This window comes from Longimicrobium sp. (assembly GCA_036387335.1).
In the GTDB taxonomy this organism is placed as follows: Bacteria; Gemmatimonadota; Gemmatimonadetes; order Longimicrobiales; family Longimicrobiaceae; genus Longimicrobium.
Genome location: DASVTZ010000094.1, coordinates 1 through 15,935, shown reverse-complemented (window position 1 = coordinate 15,935; position 15,935 = coordinate 1). Strand labels below are relative to the sequence as shown.

The following is a 15,935-nucleotide window of genomic DNA, read 5'->3' as shown; positions in this document are numbered from 1 at the left end:
ATAACGACTTAACCCATCTATGGCCGCTCCGGGCGCGTTGTACACGCTTTCGGGGCGGCTTTGTTGCATCTTCATGTAGGGCAACTGGTTACCGATCTGTGTCAGCGACCACTGTCGAACCCCTACACAGAGACACAGAGGTAAAAAGAGAGGGCTTGCGCGGTTTCCGGCTGCTCTGAATGTAAGATAGACTTCTCGTAACTATTCGATTGGTATGATCTATGTGACCGAATCCGAGCAGGGTAGCCGATGCCGAAGCCGAGCCTGTCAGCCTTTTCTTGGCGAGCGGGCGCGGGTCGTCTCGTGCCGCGCGGTATCACTCCCACGCCCGCAACGTCTTCCAGTCCAGCAGGCGCACCGCCCTGCCCCCCTCGGTGACGCGCCAGTAGACCACCCCCGCCCGGTCCGGATCGTTCCGGCGCTCTGCGAAGCCCCACCGGATGAGCCAGTGAAGGTCCGTACCGTCGATCGCGATGTGCTGTTATCTGGCGTAAAGCGCGTGCTCCGCCGCATATTCTGCTACCCTCGTGCGAAGGAAAAATCCCAGCCACAGGACGGAACCCATGAAAGCACCCCGGCTCGCGCTGGCCCTGCTCTCCGTTGCTGCCCTCGCAGCGTGCGCCGACGGCACACCTACGGCGGTGGTCCCTGCCGGGTCGGCTTACGACGCTGGTGGGTTCGGGATGGGCGGCGGGAACGTGGTGCCGACGGACACCACTGATGCGAATACGACCTCCAGCACGACGGCCACCGCGCCCGACTTATTGGAGGCGGGGCGCGGCGGCTTTGGTATGGGCTCGGGCGGCTGAGCTACTTTCGTCCCGACATCGTGAACAAACCGCCTACGGCTCCTAAACGTAGGAACCGCAGGCGGCGGTGGGCCCATCACCATGCAGCCAAAGATCGTCTCGCTCGTGCCTGCGTCTTATTGCGAGTTCATAGCGTACGTCACTTGGTTCAGACGGATAGAATGGGTGCGTCCGCCCCGTTCGATCTTGAACTCTCCGCCCCAGCCATAGCTCCTGAGCAGGCCCGTGCGCCAACTAACGGTTCCCGCGGCGTAGCTATATTGTCCCTGGCCCTTCAAGTTGTCGCCATTGTCATAGAATCTATAGCTGTTGCCGGAGAGACTGATCCGGCCCAGCCGAATCGGATTGCTCCCCCTGCCATAACTGTAAATGTCGTAGTCTCCGGAGCGGGGCGATCCCCCCGCCTGCACTGGCGCTGCTGGTCCCGGCCGGATTGGGATCGCCGGGGCTTGCACCGGGCGAGGGGCCGCCGGCCTGCTCGCCGGATTTGGGGCTGATTGCACCGGTCGCGAACGCATGCGACCGAGGTTCACCGCTCGCTCGAAGTAGCCGCTGGTGGTGTACGCGTTCTTCTCTCGCACGATCGCCTGGGTCCCATCGGGCGTCAGCCTCACGAATTCAGCATCCGTCCATTCAGCCCCGTCACTATACTGAACCGCCTGACCGGGCTGATACGAGACTTGCGCGCTGGCAGGCGCGGCAACGCAGACAGAGATGGCGAAGCTACAAACCTCTAGCCACCGGCGTCCGGGTCGAAGCGCACAGGCGATGGCCCCACCGACGGCAGCGTTCGTGAATTTCTTCATGTGGAGGGGCACTCGGGGGTGGGGTGATGCGGCTGAACATCCCGACGCGGGACCAAGTCAGCCCGGCCCAGTATACAGCCCCTTTGCCAGTGAACCTATAGTGCGCTTGATGCCCGTCGCGTAGCGGGCCGCTCCCAGGCCGTCGGCATGCGCACTTGAAAACGATGTAGGTTGGTGCACCTCTCCAACTCATTGCGCAATATGCAAGTATCTTAGCATCGGGCCCACGCCGATCAGACAGAAGAGGCCGCGAGCGTGGCAGATCGGGTGATGTTCGGCACCTGAACCCGGAACCTCCGTTCCCGTGTTTGTCCCGCGCAGGGGGCGGGACCTCCTGCAAAAATCTCAGAATCGGTCCCTGTTAATCGAGCCGACATACCCGGAGCCGCAGGCGGAAAGCAAACCGCCTGCGGCTCCTAAACGTAGGAACCGCAGGCGGCGATGGGCCCGGTAGGATTCGAACCTACGACCAAAGGATTATGAGTCCCCTGCTCTAACCGCTGAGCTACGGGCCCTCCGGACGGAAGGATGCCTGAATATACAACGCGAGCCGCGCGGAGCAACGCGGTGAGAAATCGCAACGCATCACGGGTTCTCTCAAAGCAACCCTGGATGCCGTACAAGCATGCTCCAACTTCGTCCCGCTGGGGAGTCGCCGCACGGCCTATTTACCAACCCCGACCGCCGATTCAGTTGCACGCAGGGATCTCGCACGCTACCAATTCACCATTCACCTCGCCGGACTCAACGCCGCTTCGTCTTGTCCGGTGCCGTCCCTTACCCGCTACCACCCTATCCTCCATGCCTCCGCTAACTCACGATCTCCAAACCGGCTTCATTGGGACGCGCGTAATTGAGGCCGCCGAGAATTACACGCGCGCTACCCCCCTCCCGCCCAAGCACAATCACCACGGCGGCGGAATCGTGCGGTGCCAGGATGATAGCGAGTTCTGGGATCTCGTACTCGCCAATAGTAACCACTGGTGGGGAGAGAGGTTTTGCTTCAATCACCCCGTAGTCTTCTCGGAGTGGACTCCCCGGGTCCCTGGACTCTACTGGCGTTCCGAGTCCGGGACACTTCGTCGGGTGGCCGCTGGCGACGTTGAGAGACAAAACGGACGGAACCTCACGCTTAATCCCTTCGGTAAGTCACGAGTTGTGGTTGGCGGCGTGGGAACGCTCCGACTGCCACCTTCCGAGCAAGGGTTCCGTTTGTGCTCAATCGGAACCTCGTCGAACGTTTCGGCTGCGGTACCCATCTTGATCAGCCCCGAAGCATGGGAACGTAACGTGTACAGGGAGGGAGATGCTTTGCTGCTGCCACCTATGCGATGGGAGCAGATGCCCCACGAATGGGCGGGGCGCTTCCCCACTATAGCGGGGATCCCGCGTGGAGTGCTGCGCATCGGGCCCGACACAGCGGTTCATGAACGCCTCGGGCCTGCTGCCACGCAGATCCAACCATTTGCCTTGATGGAGTACCACGAGGGTAATTCAGAGCTATTCGCATTTGTATTCGCCAGCGCGGTCTCCGGACGTACCGACTGCCGCGGCAGTGTGGCGCGTTTTTTCGCGCGCTACTGCCGCGACAAAGGTCGTGACGGAAGGTACCTCACTTCTGCCGACGTTTCAGAGCCGCTCTGGGACGCGGAGTACCCCACGCCAGAGGACCTCCGACGCTCTGACGGGACGGCGGGTTCTCACCTTCGACTCCTCGAGCGGAGGGTACGTGAAGCTCACCTAGGGGAGCGTACTCTGCAGGCGCTTCAGGAGGCGCTCAGTTCGCTTCCGGATGACTCCCATCTTGCGCGCCTCTCCACCCGTATCGGTATCCCCCCCGCGCATTGGCGAAGCGGTGTCACCCTCTCCGCTGCATGTGTCCGCTTCCTCGACCATGTTCCGCCGGAGAAGCTGCCCGAACTGGTTGACGCGCTGGCACAGGATTATCCGACTTTGTTCCGACCTCTACCATCCCCTTCGTAATGGAAAACCACGAAAACGAACATCGCCGCGCAGCTTTTCTCAACGACCTTCTCGCCGATTTATACCCCACCGTAGAGGAGTCCCGGCGTGTAGTCGTACGAGCTGAGCTGCGGCCGGCGTTCATCCGCTTCAATGCGGCGGCTATCATCAACTGGTTTGAGATTATAGAGGAGGCGAAACGTCGCTCAAAGATGGACGATCTGGTAGCTGTGGCGTTAGCTGATTTTCCCGAGAACCCAATGCTTCAAGCATTGCACCGGCACGAACCAGCGCCTGTCGCGGGTCCAGACGTACAGCGTGACCTTCCTTGGCACGGCGCGCCCGGATCGGCGTTAGAAGAGAAGATCATCGGGAGCCGGAGCACGCTCCTGCCGATCTCATTTCTTGAAGTTGGCCTAGCACGTTCGCGCGCGGTTAGCCGGATCGTACTGGCGGATGGTTCAAGCGGGACGGGGTTCCTTTTAAACGACGCACTTCTACTCACCAACCATCATGTGGTGCAGGACGCAGTTGAGGCGGAGAACAGCGTCGCCGAGTTCAACTACCAGCTCACCGTCCGCGGCAACGCAGCTCCGGTCGAGCGGCTGCGGCTAGACCCCACACGGGCATTCGCGACAAGTGCGCAAGATGACTGGACCATTGTCGGGCTCGAGCGTGTACCCGCAGACGCCAAACCGCTCGAACTCCGCACCGTCGAGATCAAGGTGGGGGACTTTGTGTCCATCATCCAACACCCCGCAGGGGGTTACAAGCAGATTGGGATGTTCCACAACACAGTGGCCTACGTTGGGGAGGGGCGTGTGCAGTATCTAACTGACACGCTTCCAGGCTCGTCAGGATCCCCTGTGTTCAACGAACATTGGCAAATGGTAGCGCTGCACCATAGCGGCGGTTTCATTCGCGAACCAGGGACCAAGGCATCGTATTACAGGAACGAAGGCATCCACATCAACCGGGTCATCGATGGTTTGCGAAGCGTAGGGTTGACGACCCGTTGAGGCGTCCGACGTCCTTGGATCGCACGGAGATGATGGGAGTCGCCGACACGGTTATCACGCCAAGCGGCCCAGGAAGCACAACGACGCTAGAGGAGCCGCGCTGATTTCAACGCGGCTCCCGTCCTTTACTTCGTTCCGAACAGCCGGTCGCCGGCGTCGCCGAGGCCGGGGAGGATGTAGCCCTGCTCGTTCAGCTCGCGGTCGAGGGCGGCGGTGAAGATCTGGACGTCGGGGTGGTCGTTGAGCATGCGCTGCACGCCTTCGGGGGCGGCGACCAGGCAGACGAACTGGATGCGCGCCACCCCCTGCTTCTTGAGCGACGCCACCGCCGCCGAGGCGGAGCCGCCCGTGGCCAGCATGGGGTCCAGGACGATGAAGTGGCGCTCGTTGGGGGTGCTGGGGATCTTGAAGTAGTAGTCGACCGGCTCCAGCGTCTCATGGTCGCGGTACAGGCCGATGTGGCCCACGCGCACCGAGGGCATCAGCCGCGCCACGCCGTCCACCATCCCCAGCCCGGCGCGCAGGATGGGGACGAGCGTCAGCTTCTTGCCGAAGATCATCTCCTCGGTGGTGCGCTCCAGCGGGGTCTCGATCTCCACGTCGTGGACGGGGAGGTCGCGGGTGACCTCGTACGCCATCAGGGTGGCGATCTCGTCGACGAGCTCCTTGAACTTCTTCTTGGACGTTTGCTTGTCGCGCAGCACCGCCAGCTTGTGGCGGATCAGCGGGTGCCGGATGACGGTCAGGTTGGGAAATTGGCTCACGGGCTCCTCCGCGGGGTTGGCCGGTCTGCGTGAAGCTACGCCCCGGCGCGCCGCCGTCAACCGGCATGGAACCTGCCCGCCCCGCCGCCGCCCTTTTCCGCGACGTTCGCGCGGACGCGCACCCATCCGGAGCCCCACCCGATGAGCGAGATCCACCCCGCCGACGCGCCGTACGCCGAGCTGCAGCGCCACCTCCGAGAGTCGGCGACGCTGGCCTCCGCCGCGGCGGTGCTGGGGTGGGACCAGGAGACGTACATGCCGACCAGGGCCGCCGCCCTGCGCGGCGAGCAGATGGCCGCGCTCTCCGCCATCGTGCACGAGCGCCGCACCGCCGCGCGCGTGGGCGAGCTGATCGCCGCGTGCGAGGAGGACCCGTCGCTGCGCGATGACGAGGAGACGCAGGCCAATCTCCGAGCGTTGCGCCGTGACTACGACCGCGCCACGCGCATCCCGACCTCGCTGGTGCGCGCCTTCGCGCAGACCACCTCGCGCGCCATGCACGAGTGGCGCGGCGCGCGCGAGGCGGGGGACTTCGGCGCATTCGCCCCCTGGCTGCAGGAGGTGGTGGACCTGAACCGCGAACGGGCGGCTGCGCTGGGCGTGCCTCCCGGCGGCGAGGCGTACGATGCGCTGCTGGAGGACTTCGAGCCGGGGATGACCGCCGCCGGGATCCGCCGCACTTTCGACGCGCTGCGCGCCGGGCTGGCGCCGCTCATCCGCGAGGTGGCGTCGTCGGAGCGGAAGCCGGACGACGCGTGGCAGCGCACAGCCGTGCCCATCGAGCGGCAGGTGGCGTTCAACCGCGGGGTGATGGAGGGGATGGGCTTCGACTTCGAGGCGGGGCGGCTGGACGTCTCCACGCACCCGTTCTGCGAGGGGATCGGGCCCCACGACGTGCGCATCACCACCCGCTACCGCGAGGACGCGTGGGCCGACGCGCTCAGCGCCACCATGCACGAGACGGGACACGCGCTCTACGAGCAGAACCTGCCCAAGGCGGAGCGATTCGGACAGCCGCTGGCGGAGGCGGCCAGCATGGGTATCCATGAGAGCCAGTCGTGGATGTGGGAGAACCTGGTGGGCCGCTCGCGCCCGTTCTGGGAGTGGGCGCTCCCGCGCATGCAGGCCGCGCTCGGCGAGCCCGCGCTCCACGCGCTGGACGTGGACACGGTGTACCGCGGGATGAACGTCGTGCAGCCGCACCTGATCCGCATCGAAAGCGACGAGGCGACGTACAACCTGCACATCATGATGCGCTTCGACCTGGAGCTCGCGTTGCTGACCGGCGACCTGGCGGTCAAGGACCTCCCCGCCGCCTGGAACGACCGCATGCGCGACGACCTGGGCCTCACCGTCCCCGGCGACGCGCAGGGGGCGCTGCAGGACATCCACTGGTCGATGGGCGCCATCGGCTACTTCCCCACCTACACGCTGGGGAACCTGTACGCCGCGCAGTTCTGGACCACCATCCGCGATGCGCTTCCCGAACTGGACGACCAGCTCCGCCGCGGCGAGTTCGCGCCGCTGACGGCGTGGCTGCGCGAGAACATCCACGCCCACGGCCGCCGCTACACCGCGCCCGAGCTGTGCGAGCGGATCACTGGCCGGCCGCTGAGCCACGAGCCGCTTCTGGGGTATCTAGAAGGGAAGCTGCGGCCGATCTATGGGATCTGAGACGCGGCAGGGCCGGACCGATCGCGTGCAGCCCGCGACTTCGGTACGCTCTTACCCTTCACCTGCCGACGGTCAGCACCTTGGAACAGACGGGTGGGCGCTCCGCCGGACCTTCACCCGGTCCGGCGTTGTTCAGGGTTGGCGACGTTACGGACGAGTTCGTCGCTTGTGTGCAGCAGGAGATCGCTTCGCTGCCGGCTGGCGCTATGGCACGCATGGCCGACGGCATGGTCACGATCCACATCGCGGCGCGGCTCACCAGGGCACTCCCGGCCCTCAGGGGCCAGCCGGTACCGTCTGAGTACCGCGCGCTGGGCGCCACGAGTTGGGACGCGATCGCGGGAGCGTACATCTGGAAATCGCGACAGATCGGGATCGCCGAGCAGGTAGAGATTGCCGGAGAGGTGTTCGACGCAGAGGGAGCGGAACACGTGATCCGACACGAGGTAGGACACGCATTGTACGACCTAGGACGGTTTTCGAGGTCTGAGGGCTTTCTCCGGGCTTGGCAACGGGGTTGCATCCTGGCCGAGGCGCTTGGGTTTGGCGACGCGTTGAGTTATTTTTCACACCCCCGGCACGGTCGCAGCGAGGTCTTTGCCGAGGGTTTCGCCCTCGCCACGACCGGTACCGCTCGGGTAGAAACGGGTCCGATGCGACGGTCGTTCGGGGCGGCGCTGGGGTTCGTCCGCGCGTATGCAAGGAGCTTGAGATGACAACGATCTTCGCGGAATTGCGTGCCGATGGCAGAGTTGCGCTGCAGATCTCGGTCGCGGGCGAGACGGCGAGCGGGCAGACGCACCTCAGCATACCGCGCGGCGGGAAAGCGCTCGGACTCGACTACGACGAGTGGCTCCCTTTGGTCGGCCGGAGGATCACAAGCTCCGACGTGGAGGAACTGCGCCGCGCGGGCTCCCCGGTGGCCTGAATGGTCACGGTTCGAGCAAAGCGCCCCGGGCAAGCAGGAAAGCTTACTGGGGCGCTTGGTTTTGGGCGGGTTTGTCCGGCGGTTGCAACCGCTGCGCCGGGGGATGAATCCCTGAAACGACGCGAAGCCGGCTGAAGCCGGCTCTAGGAATGCGAGATTGAACCGGGAATCCGCGGAGGCAGACTCCGCGTGGTTCCAATTCGTTCGTTCCCGAGATGCGGACGGTTGTGGATGCGGGCGTGCGGGAGGCCGGCGGCGGCGTGTGACCAGGGCACGGGCAGCCACGCGGGGCTGCCCCTACGGGATTGATGGGCGTGGGGCGGGTCTGGTCTGCGGCGGTGCACGAAGGTTGTTGACAGGAGAGCGACCACAGGTAATCGTCGGGAAGAATACGGTGCGTCGGCTCGGACCGGTGATCGCCTCGCCGCTCCGGTTCGCCCGCCGCGTTCCGGCCATCCTCGGCAAACGCCCCCATACCCCAGCAGCCGGAGCATCATGTCTGAGAAATCGCGGTTCACCGTCGCGGTCGTAGTGTTCGATTCGGTGGAGCTGGTGGACATGAACGGGCCGGCGGACGTGTTTTTCCACGCGAACGACTTCGTGCCGGGGAGCTACGAAATCGTCACGGTAGGCCCGAGCCGCGATGCCGTGCTCTCCGAGGGACACATTGTGGGGCTGGTGCCGACCTACTCTGCGGATGACCCTCTCGATCCGGATATCGTCGTCGTTCCCGGGCGCATTCCGCCGGGTACCACGGCGGGGCCGCGGATGACGGAGTGGGTCGCGGAGATGAGCGGCCGGGGCAAGACGATCCTGTCCGTGTGCGTGGGTATCTTCACGCTCGCGGAGGCCGGCCTGCTGAACGGGCGGCGCGCGACGACGCACTACCTCGCGATCGACGAGGTTGAGGAGCGCTTTCCGGCGATCGAGATGGTCAAGAACGTCCGCTACGTGGAGGACGGCCAGTTCATCACCACCGGCGGCGTCACGTCGGGGATCGACGGCGCGCTCGCGCTGGTCGCGAAGCTCTCGGGGGCCGATCTCGCGCAAAAGATCGCGGACCTGATGGTGTACGACATGTCCGCCCCCGTGCCGCCACGCACCATTCTACCGTTGGCGGGCGCGGCGGCATAACTACGGGGCGGGGGCACGGCAAAGGCGCTCCACCTTTCGAGGTGGAGCGCCTTTGCTTTCACGTGTGATCGTTACACGTTGCAGAGGCAGCACCCCCGGAAGCACGAGCCGGTGGCCGTCGGTCCGTAGTACTGCTTGCACAGCTCGCCGCACTCCGCGGTGGTGGAACAGGTGATGTATGGCTCGTTGTCCGAGCACTGCTGCTGGCGCGTGCTCGCGACGGCCGAGCGGGTACCGAAGCCCAACCCACCCGCTACCACCAGCGCGAATCCGAGGCGAACCGCTCGATCTAGAAGCCTGGGCATGATTCCCTCCTCACATGAATGGACACATCGGCGCATGCCGCGGGAGCGCGGCGCGCGCATGGTGAGCCCGCGGCGGGCTCAGATGGCGCAGATGCAGCAGCCCCTCGTGCAGTAACCCTGGGCGTCGGGCCCGAAGTAGGCCTGGCACGGCGCGTCGCACTCGCTGGCGGCGGTGCAGCTCTGATACGGCGCCTGGTGCGAGCAGTCCGGCGGGATGGCGCCCGCGTACGCAGTGCGGGCGCCGATCCCCAGCCCTCCCGCGACGACAAGGGCGAGCGTGAGACGTACGGCGCGATCGAGGAGCTTCGGCATCATCACCCTCTCGTCAATGGGAACACGTTGGCGCGGAGCGCGGGCTCAGCCGGGTGTGCGGGCGGGCGCCGCAGTGCGGGCGGCTGGCCGCGCGCCGGGGAGCGGGCGCGAGACGGCGGCGATCACGGAGTCGGCGGCGGGGCCCACGTCCAGGCGGCCGACGCGCGAGTGCATCACGCGGCCACGCTCGTCGATCACCAGCGTCTGCGGGACGTTGTTGAAGCGAAAGAGGCCGGCCGTGCGCGGGTCGAGCAGGATGGCGGAGGGGTAACGCAGGCCGTGCCGCTGGGCGTAGCGGCGCGTCGCCTCCAGGCTGTCGAGCGAGACGGCGACGACGCGGGCCGCGGGGTTGCGCTGCAGCTGGCCCGCGATGCTCTGCCAGGCGGGGATGCTCGCCAGGCAGAACGGACACTGCGTGTTGTACACGAAGAGCACCTGGCGCGTACCGGGCGCCACCTGGCCCAGCACGACGGACGAGCCGTCCACCGTGGGCGTGCTCTGCACGGGTACGAACGCGCCGGGCTGCAAGCTTCGCGAGCGCTGCAGGAGGAGGTCGCGCTCCTTGCGCGCGCCGTCCAGCTGGCGTGAGAGGACGAGCACCAGCGCCGTGGCGAAGAGCAGGGCGATCAGGGGGAAGAACGACGCGATTCGCTTCGCGGACATCGGGTTCTCTCGGCGGGTGGATACTGGACCGCTCCGCATCCTACTCCTTCGCGAAGCATGGCGCAATACGTTTGCTCCGTTGGCACGCCCGGGTCTCCGGGAGGGTGAGGGATCTCGCCCTCCCGAAGGGAATCGCGGCTCTTACACGTCGCGCGCGGGGTCGGCGACCCTTACCGGCACCAGGCTGGCGGCGCGGCTCCGGTTTCCGAGCTGCCCGCTGGCGTTGCTCCCCCAGCAGTAGACGCGGTGATCCGTCCCGATCCCGCACGTGTGGGCCTCGACTGGTCCGAACATCTCGTGGTGGCTGGACCCCGCGGCGCTCACCGACAGGAAGCGGACGCGGCCCTGGACGGCCTGCGGTTCGGCGGAAGCGGCCGGCGCGCCGGTCCCGAGCTCCCCGCTCGTGTTAGCCCCCCAGCAGTAGGCCTGGCCCGCAGTGGTGACGGCGCACCCGTGGAGCGTCCCTACGTCCAGGCTCTCGAACTGAAGCGTGGCTCCCAGCCGTTGCGGAACGCGCGCGCGATCCCGCCCCCAGCAGTACAGCGCCCCGCCCGTGTCCAGGCCGCAGGTGGAGACCAGCCCCGCGCGCACCGTCTTGAACGCCATCCCGGGCGCCACCCGCGTGGGGACGTTCGTTTGCCGCAGGTCGCCCGCGATGCCGAGCTGGCCGAAGGTGTTGTCGCCCCAGCAGAACGCCTCGCCAGTCGCCTTCACCCCGCACACGTGGGCGCTGTAGGCGTAGCCGCGGCTGCCGCCGAGCCCGGTGATGTAGGCTCCCGCGCTCACCTCCGCGAAGTCCGTGGCTCCGGGCATCAGCGTGAGCCACACGCCGATCGGCAACCCGCTCTGGTCGTTCATCCCCCAGCATGCGACCGCGCGAGCCGTGGTGACCCCGCACTCGACGTTGTACAGGTGCGGCGACAGGCTCGCGAACCGGGTGTCCGGGAACGTCGCCGCCGGCTCGGACCGCGTCCCTCCCCAGCAGTAGAGAGCGTCGTTCAGATCGACGCCGCAGGTGCTGTGGGACCCCGCGTGGAGGCTGCGGAAGCGGAGCCCGCCCCTCACGCGCCGCGGCTCGGGGACCGTGGACTCCGCCCCGGCGCCGAGCCCGAGCTCTCCGGCGTAGTTGGAGCCCCAGCAGTAGGCTTCGCCATCGGTCGTGAGCGCGCAGCTGTGCGCATTGCCCGTGGTCACGCTGGCGAACCGCGGCGGGGGGTCGCGGTCGTCGCCCGTGAGCCACTCGCAGCCGGCGAGGGGCAGCAGGACGGCGCAGACGGCGAGGCGGAGCAGGATGGAGCGGACCATTCGTGCCTCTGGAAAGTGGCATCGGGCAGCGGACGGACGTAAACGCCCGTAGCTGGGAGAATGCGACACGATGCGGAGCGCGCGCAAGATCGTGGTGCGGGCACGCGGGCGTGGTTGCCGGGCGTGGGGGCGCGCCTTACCTTGTCGCGCTCCGCAGCCACCCTCACACGGAGCCCGCGCCCTGAACGCGACCGTAGCCGCCACCGACCTCCCCTTCCCGCTGCGCGTGCGGGGCAAGGTGCGGGACGTGTACGACCTCGGAGACGCGCTGTTGATGGTCGCCACCGACCGGGTGAGCGCCTTCGACGTGGTGCTGCCTGACGCCGTGCCGCGCAAGGGCGAGGTGCTCACCCTGCTCTCGGCGTGGTGGTTCGCGCGCACCGCCGACCTGGTGCCCAACCACTTGCTGTCGGTCGATCCGGACGCCATTGCGGAGCGCTACCCCGCGCTGGCCCCCATGCGCGAGGTGTGGGCGCGGCGGTCGATGCTGGTGAGGAAGCTGGAGCCGTTCCCGGTGGAGTGCGTGGTGCGCGGGTACCTGTCCGGCTCCGCGTGGAAGGAGTACCGCGAAAGCGGCACCCTGGCCGGCGAGCCGCTTCCGGCGGGGCTGCGCGAGAGCGATCCGCTCCCCGAGCCGCTCTTCTCCCCCGCCACCAAGGCGGAAACGGGACACGACGAGAACATCGCCCTCGCCCGCATGCGGGAGATCGTGGGCGCGGAAGCGGCCGGCCGCCTCCGCGCCCATTCCCTTGCGCTCTACGCGCGTGGCCGCGAGACGGCGGCCCAGGCCGGGATCATCGTGGCGGACACCAAGTTCGAGTTCGGCACGGACGCGGACGGGACGCTGCGGGTGATGGACGAGGTGCTGACGCCCGACTCGTCGCGCTTCTGGCCGGCCGACCTGTATCAGCCGGGGCGCGGACAGCCTTCGCTGGACAAGCAGCCGCTGCGCGACTGGCTGGAGGGGCTGGTGGCCGAGGGGCGCTGGGCCAAGGCGCCGCCGGGCCCGCCTCTGCCACCCGAGGTGGTGGCGGAGACCTCCGCGCGCTACCAGGACGCCTTCCGCCGGCTCACGGGCATGACGCTGGACGACTTCCCCCTGCACTCCCCGGAGCTCGCGTGAACGTCGCCGTCCCGCGCCGCCGGCTCCGCCGCGGCATCGTCATCCTCCCCAGCGCCTTCACCCTGGGGAACCTCTTCCTGGGCGTGTGGGCGATTGTGGAGGCGTCGCGCGGCCAGTTCTGGAACGCGGGGTGGATGATCGTGCTGGCCGGCGTCATGGACATGTTCGACGGCCGCATCGCCCGCTTCACCGCCACCGGCTCGCCCTTTGGCGAGGAGCTGGACTCGCTGGTGGACGCGGTGTCGTTCGGCGTGGCGCCGGCGCTGATCATCTACTTCACCTACTTCCGCAACAGCGCGGGGGAGTGGAGCTGGATCGTCTGCTTCCTCTACATCGTGGCGGCCATCCTGCGGCTGGCGCGCTTCAACATCGAGCAGGCGGGCACGGAGAAGTCGTCGTTCCACGGACTTCCCTCCCCCATCTCCGGCGCGACGCTGGCGACGTTCTACGCCTTCACCACCACCGACTTCTGGAAGCGCTTCTTCCACGGCGTGCCCATGCCGCGGGCGGCGGGGTGGCTGGCGCTGGTGGTGGGGGTGCTGATGGTGAGCAACGTGCTCTACCCCGTGGTGCCGCGCTTCTCCTTCCGCACCTGGAGTGGGCGGCTGGCCTTCTTTCTGGCCTTCGCCGCCATCGTGGCGGCCTTCACGGTGCCGCAGTACTTCTTCTTCCCCATGGGCCTCCTGTACATCGCGTGGGGGCTGGTGAGGACGGTGCTGGCGGGGTTCGAGGAGAGGCTGCCGGACCGCGATCCCATGATCCTGGAAGAGCCGCGGGAGGAAGAGGCGCGCGAGCTGGACTACGAAGAGATGCGGCCCAGGCGCGAGCAGCCGCACGCTGACGAGGAGGCGACGTGACGGAGTACCGGATCGAAGTGCGCGTGACCCCCCGCCGCGGCATCCTGGACCCGCAGGGGAACGCGGTGTCGGGAGCGCTGGGCACCCTCGGCTTCCGCGGCGTGCGCGACGTGCACGTGGGACGGCTGATCGTCTTCCACATGGACGCGGAGAGCGAGGACGAGGCGCGCGAGCGCGGCGAGGCGATGTGCCGCCAGCTCCTGGCCAACCCGGTGACGGAGGACTTCAGCGTGCAGGTGGCGGCGGCCCCCGGGAGCGCCCGGTGAAGATCGGCGTGGCGACCTTTCCCGGCTCCAACTGCGACTACGACTGCTTCAAGGCCGTGCAGGAGACGCTGGAGGCGGAGGCCGTCTACCTCTGGCACCGCGAGCACGATCTGCAGGGGGTGGACGCCGTCTTCCTTCCCGGCGGCTTCAGCTACGGCGACTACCTGCGCGCCGGCGCCATCGCCGCGCAGAGCCCCATCATGCGCGAGGTGGCCGCTTTCGCGCGCGAGGGCGGACCGGTGGCGGGGATCTGCAACGGTTTCCAGATCCTGTGCGAGGCCGGGCTCCTTCCCGGCGCGCTGATGAGGAATCGCTCGCTCAAGTTCCGCTCGCACCCGGTGCACCTGCGCGTGGAGCGCGACGACCTTCCGTTCACGTCCGAGTACACCGTGGGCCAGGTGTTGCGCGTGCCCATCGCGCACGGGGAGGGGTGCTACTTCGCGGACGAGGCGACGCTGGACCGCGTGGAGGGCGAGGGGCTGGTCGCGTTCCGCTACTCCGCACCCGATGGCACGATCAACGCGGAGTCGAACCCCAACGGTGCCGCGCGCAACATCGCGGGGATCGTGAACGAGGGGGGGAACGTGCTCGGGATGATGCCACACCCCGAGCGCGCCGTGGATGCCCTGCTGGGCTCCACGGACGGCCTGGGGCTCTTCCGCTCCCTGGCCGCGCACCTGGCCCGCGCCTGAGGGCGCACCACGGGGAGGGAGCGATGGCGAGTACGGCGGCTCGATGGATGGCGGCGGCGCTGCTGGCGGCCGCTTCGCCCGCGGCGGCGCAGACGATCTCCCCGGGGATGACCACCGCGCAGGTGCGCTCGCTCCTCGGCGATCCCGTCACCGTGCGTAGCTCGGGCGACTGGAGCTACCTCTACTACCTGAACGGGTGCGCCGTCCGCTGCGGCTCGGACGACGTGGTCTTCATCCAGAACGGCCGCGTGGTGGCCGCCGTCTTCCGCACGGCGCGCCGCCGCTTCGCCGGCCCGGCCGCCGGCGTCGCGCTGGACGGCACGGCCGAACGGGGCGACTCCGACGCCGGGTTGGTGCGCCTCGACGAGACCCCCGAGCGCCCCACGCAGATGCGCGTCCGCGACGGCGCGCGCGAGGAGCCGGGGCGCACGGTCATCGGACGCCCCGGCGCGGCGCGCGTGGGCGGTGTGCGCGTGGAAGGCGGCGGCACCACCATCATCCGCCGCGACGAGGCCGGCGCCGATGATGCACGCCGCGGTGGCCCCCCGGCGCGGGTCGGCAGCCAGGACGCGCGCGGCCGCGTGAACGACACCCGCCCCGACGACCGCAACCAGCTCACCGGCACGGGCGTGGACAGTCCGGACGACGACGCGGCGCGTGTGGACTCCGCCCGCGGCGCCCCCGCCACCGCCGTGGACGACGCCCGCCGCGCGCGCGAGGGCCGTGTGGAGGCCAACACCGTCCGCCGCGGCAACACCTCCGCCACAGCCGACTCCACGCTGAACCGCGCCCGCCGCGAGCGCGAGCGCAACGTGACGCCGAGGACGGTGACGAGGCCGTGAACAGAAGTGCGTGAGTGCGTGAGTGCGTGAGTGCGTGAGTGCGCTGTGACGCGGCGTGTTGCCCCCTTTTGTCATCCTGAGGGAGCCGCCTGTTTCGAACCCGGCGGTGGACTTCGATCTCTCCTGTGGCGAACGAAGGATCTAGCCCGTGAGGCAGGAGGCCGGTGGGTACCCGCGAGCCCCTCGTCACGCGCAGTAGATCCTTCGCTACGCGCCAGAGGCCGGAGCCGCGGAGAGGTCGGTGAGGCGCGTCGCTCAGGATGACAAATGGGTTCTAACGCACTAACGCACTCACGCACTCACGCACCCCTTGGCCGCGACCGAACCCCCGCAGCCACGCTCATAAATCCGAATCAAACCGATGCCCCCCACGTCCCGCCCCGGAGACCCCGCCATCACCGCCGAGCTGGTGGCGGAGCACAAGCTCTCGCCCGAGGAGTACGAGCTGATCCTGGGCATCCTCGAGCGCGAGCC

At 67.6% G+C, this 15,935-nt stretch carries 16 protein-coding genes and 1 tRNA gene; 11 read left to right on the top strand and 6 right to left on the bottom strand.

The window, feature by feature from the left end; all coding sequences use genetic code 11:
• The first annotated feature begins 563 nt into the window (after positions 1–563).
• Entirely contained in the window at positions 564–809 is a 246-nt protein-coding gene (locus VF647_08390; GenBank protein ID HEX8452100.1) for a hypothetical protein, read from the top strand.
• Between the two features lie 1,248 nt (positions 810–2,057).
• Here VF647_08390 and VF647_08385 read toward each other — a convergent pair.
• Positions 2,058–2,130, bottom strand: a tRNA-Ile gene (locus tag VF647_08385).
• Positions 2,131–3,597: 1,467 nt separating this feature from the next.
• Between VF647_08385 and VF647_08380 the strand changes: the two genes are divergently transcribed.
• Entirely contained in the window at positions 3,598–4,596 is a 999-nt protein-coding gene (locus VF647_08380; GenBank protein ID HEX8452099.1) for a trypsin-like peptidase domain-containing protein, read from the top strand.
• 125 nt (positions 4,597–4,721) lie between these two features.
• Here VF647_08380 and upp read toward each other — a convergent pair whose 3' ends face one another.
• Positions 4,722–5,360 carry a uracil phosphoribosyltransferase gene (upp, locus tag VF647_08375; GenBank protein ID HEX8452098.1) on the bottom strand — a complete coding sequence of 213 codons (639 nt, stop codon included), beginning with the start codon at positions 5,358–5,360 and terminating at the stop codon, positions 4,722–4,724.
• A gap of 141 nt (positions 5,361–5,501) precedes the next feature.
• On the opposite strand from upp, the gene VF647_08370 reads away from it, so the two are divergent.
• From VF647_08370 to VF647_08355, 4 genes are all read left to right on the top strand, one after another.
• Positions 5,502–7,034, top strand: coding sequence for a carboxypeptidase M32 (locus VF647_08370; GenBank protein ID HEX8452097.1), 1,533 nt, complete (start codon positions 5,502–5,504; stop codon positions 7,032–7,034).
• A 215-nt stretch (positions 7,035–7,249) separates the two neighbouring features.
• A complete protein-coding gene (locus tag VF647_08365; GenBank protein HEX8452096.1) occupies positions 7,250–7,750 on the top strand; it encodes a hypothetical protein in 501 nt (166 codons plus the stop codon).
• Complete coding sequence (locus tag VF647_08360) at positions 7,747–7,962, top strand: hypothetical protein (GenBank protein ID HEX8452095.1); 216 nt, start codon at positions 7,747–7,749, stop codon at positions 7,960–7,962. The genes VF647_08365 and VF647_08360 overlap by 4 nt, the downstream gene beginning before the upstream one ends.
• A gap of 495 nt (positions 7,963–8,457) precedes the next feature.
• Positions 8,458–9,096 carry a DJ-1/PfpI family protein gene (locus VF647_08355; GenBank protein ID HEX8452094.1) on the top strand — a complete coding sequence of 213 codons (639 nt, stop codon included), beginning with the start codon at positions 8,458–8,460 and terminating at the stop codon, positions 9,094–9,096.
• Positions 9,097–9,167: 71 nt separating this feature from the next.
• On the opposite strand, the gene VF647_08350 is transcribed toward VF647_08355, so the two are convergent.
• The 4 genes from VF647_08350 to VF647_08335 all read right to left on the bottom strand — a co-directional run bounded on the left by VF647_08350 (position 9,168) and on the right by VF647_08335 (position 11,681).
• On the bottom strand, positions 9,168–9,401 hold the full coding sequence (locus VF647_08350; GenBank protein ID HEX8452093.1) for a hypothetical protein: 234 nt from the start codon (positions 9,399–9,401) through the stop codon (positions 9,168–9,170).
• 78 nt (positions 9,402–9,479) lie between these two features.
• Complete coding sequence (locus VF647_08345) at positions 9,480–9,713, bottom strand: hypothetical protein (GenBank protein ID HEX8452092.1); 234 nt, start codon at positions 9,711–9,713, stop codon at positions 9,480–9,482.
• A 45-nt stretch (positions 9,714–9,758) separates the two neighbouring features.
• Complete coding sequence (locus tag VF647_08340) at positions 9,759–10,376, bottom strand: TlpA disulfide reductase family protein (GenBank protein ID HEX8452091.1); 618 nt, start codon at positions 10,374–10,376, stop codon at positions 9,759–9,761.
• A gap of 141 nt (positions 10,377–10,517) precedes the next feature.
• Positions 10,518–11,681, bottom strand: a complete 1,164-nt coding sequence (locus VF647_08335) for a hypothetical protein (protein HEX8452090.1) — start codon at positions 11,679–11,681, stop codon at positions 10,518–10,520.
• Between the two features lie 70 nt (positions 11,682–11,751).
• Between VF647_08335 and VF647_08330 the strand changes: the two genes are divergently transcribed.
• The 5 genes from VF647_08330 to bamE are packed head-to-tail and all read left to right on the top strand — an operon-like array spanning position 11,752 to position 15,461.
• A complete protein-coding gene (locus tag VF647_08330) occupies positions 11,752–12,804 on the top strand; it encodes a phosphoribosylaminoimidazolesuccinocarboxamide synthase (GenBank protein HEX8452089.1) in 1,053 nt (350 codons plus the stop codon).
• Positions 12,801–13,661, top strand: a complete 861-nt coding sequence (pssA, locus tag VF647_08325) for a CDP-diacylglycerol--serine O-phosphatidyltransferase (GenBank protein HEX8452088.1) — start codon at positions 12,801–12,803, stop codon at positions 13,659–13,661. Before VF647_08330 ends, pssA begins: the two co-directional genes overlap by 4 nt.
• On the top strand, positions 13,658–13,927 hold the full coding sequence (purS, locus tag VF647_08320) for a phosphoribosylformylglycinamidine synthase subunit PurS (protein HEX8452087.1): 270 nt from the start codon (positions 13,658–13,660) through the stop codon (positions 13,925–13,927). Before pssA ends, purS begins: the two co-directional genes overlap by 4 nt.
• Complete coding sequence (gene purQ / locus VF647_08315; GenBank protein HEX8452086.1) at positions 13,924–14,619, top strand: phosphoribosylformylglycinamidine synthase subunit PurQ; 696 nt, start codon at positions 13,924–13,926, stop codon at positions 14,617–14,619. The genes purS and purQ overlap by 4 nt, the downstream gene beginning before the upstream one ends.
• 23 nt (positions 14,620–14,642) lie before the next feature.
• Positions 14,643–15,461 (top strand): outer membrane protein assembly factor BamE, encoded by an 819-nt coding sequence (gene bamE, locus VF647_08310; GenBank protein ID HEX8452085.1) that lies wholly within the window; start codon positions 14,643–14,645, stop codon positions 15,459–15,461.
• Positions 15,462–15,935 lie beyond the last annotated feature (474 nt).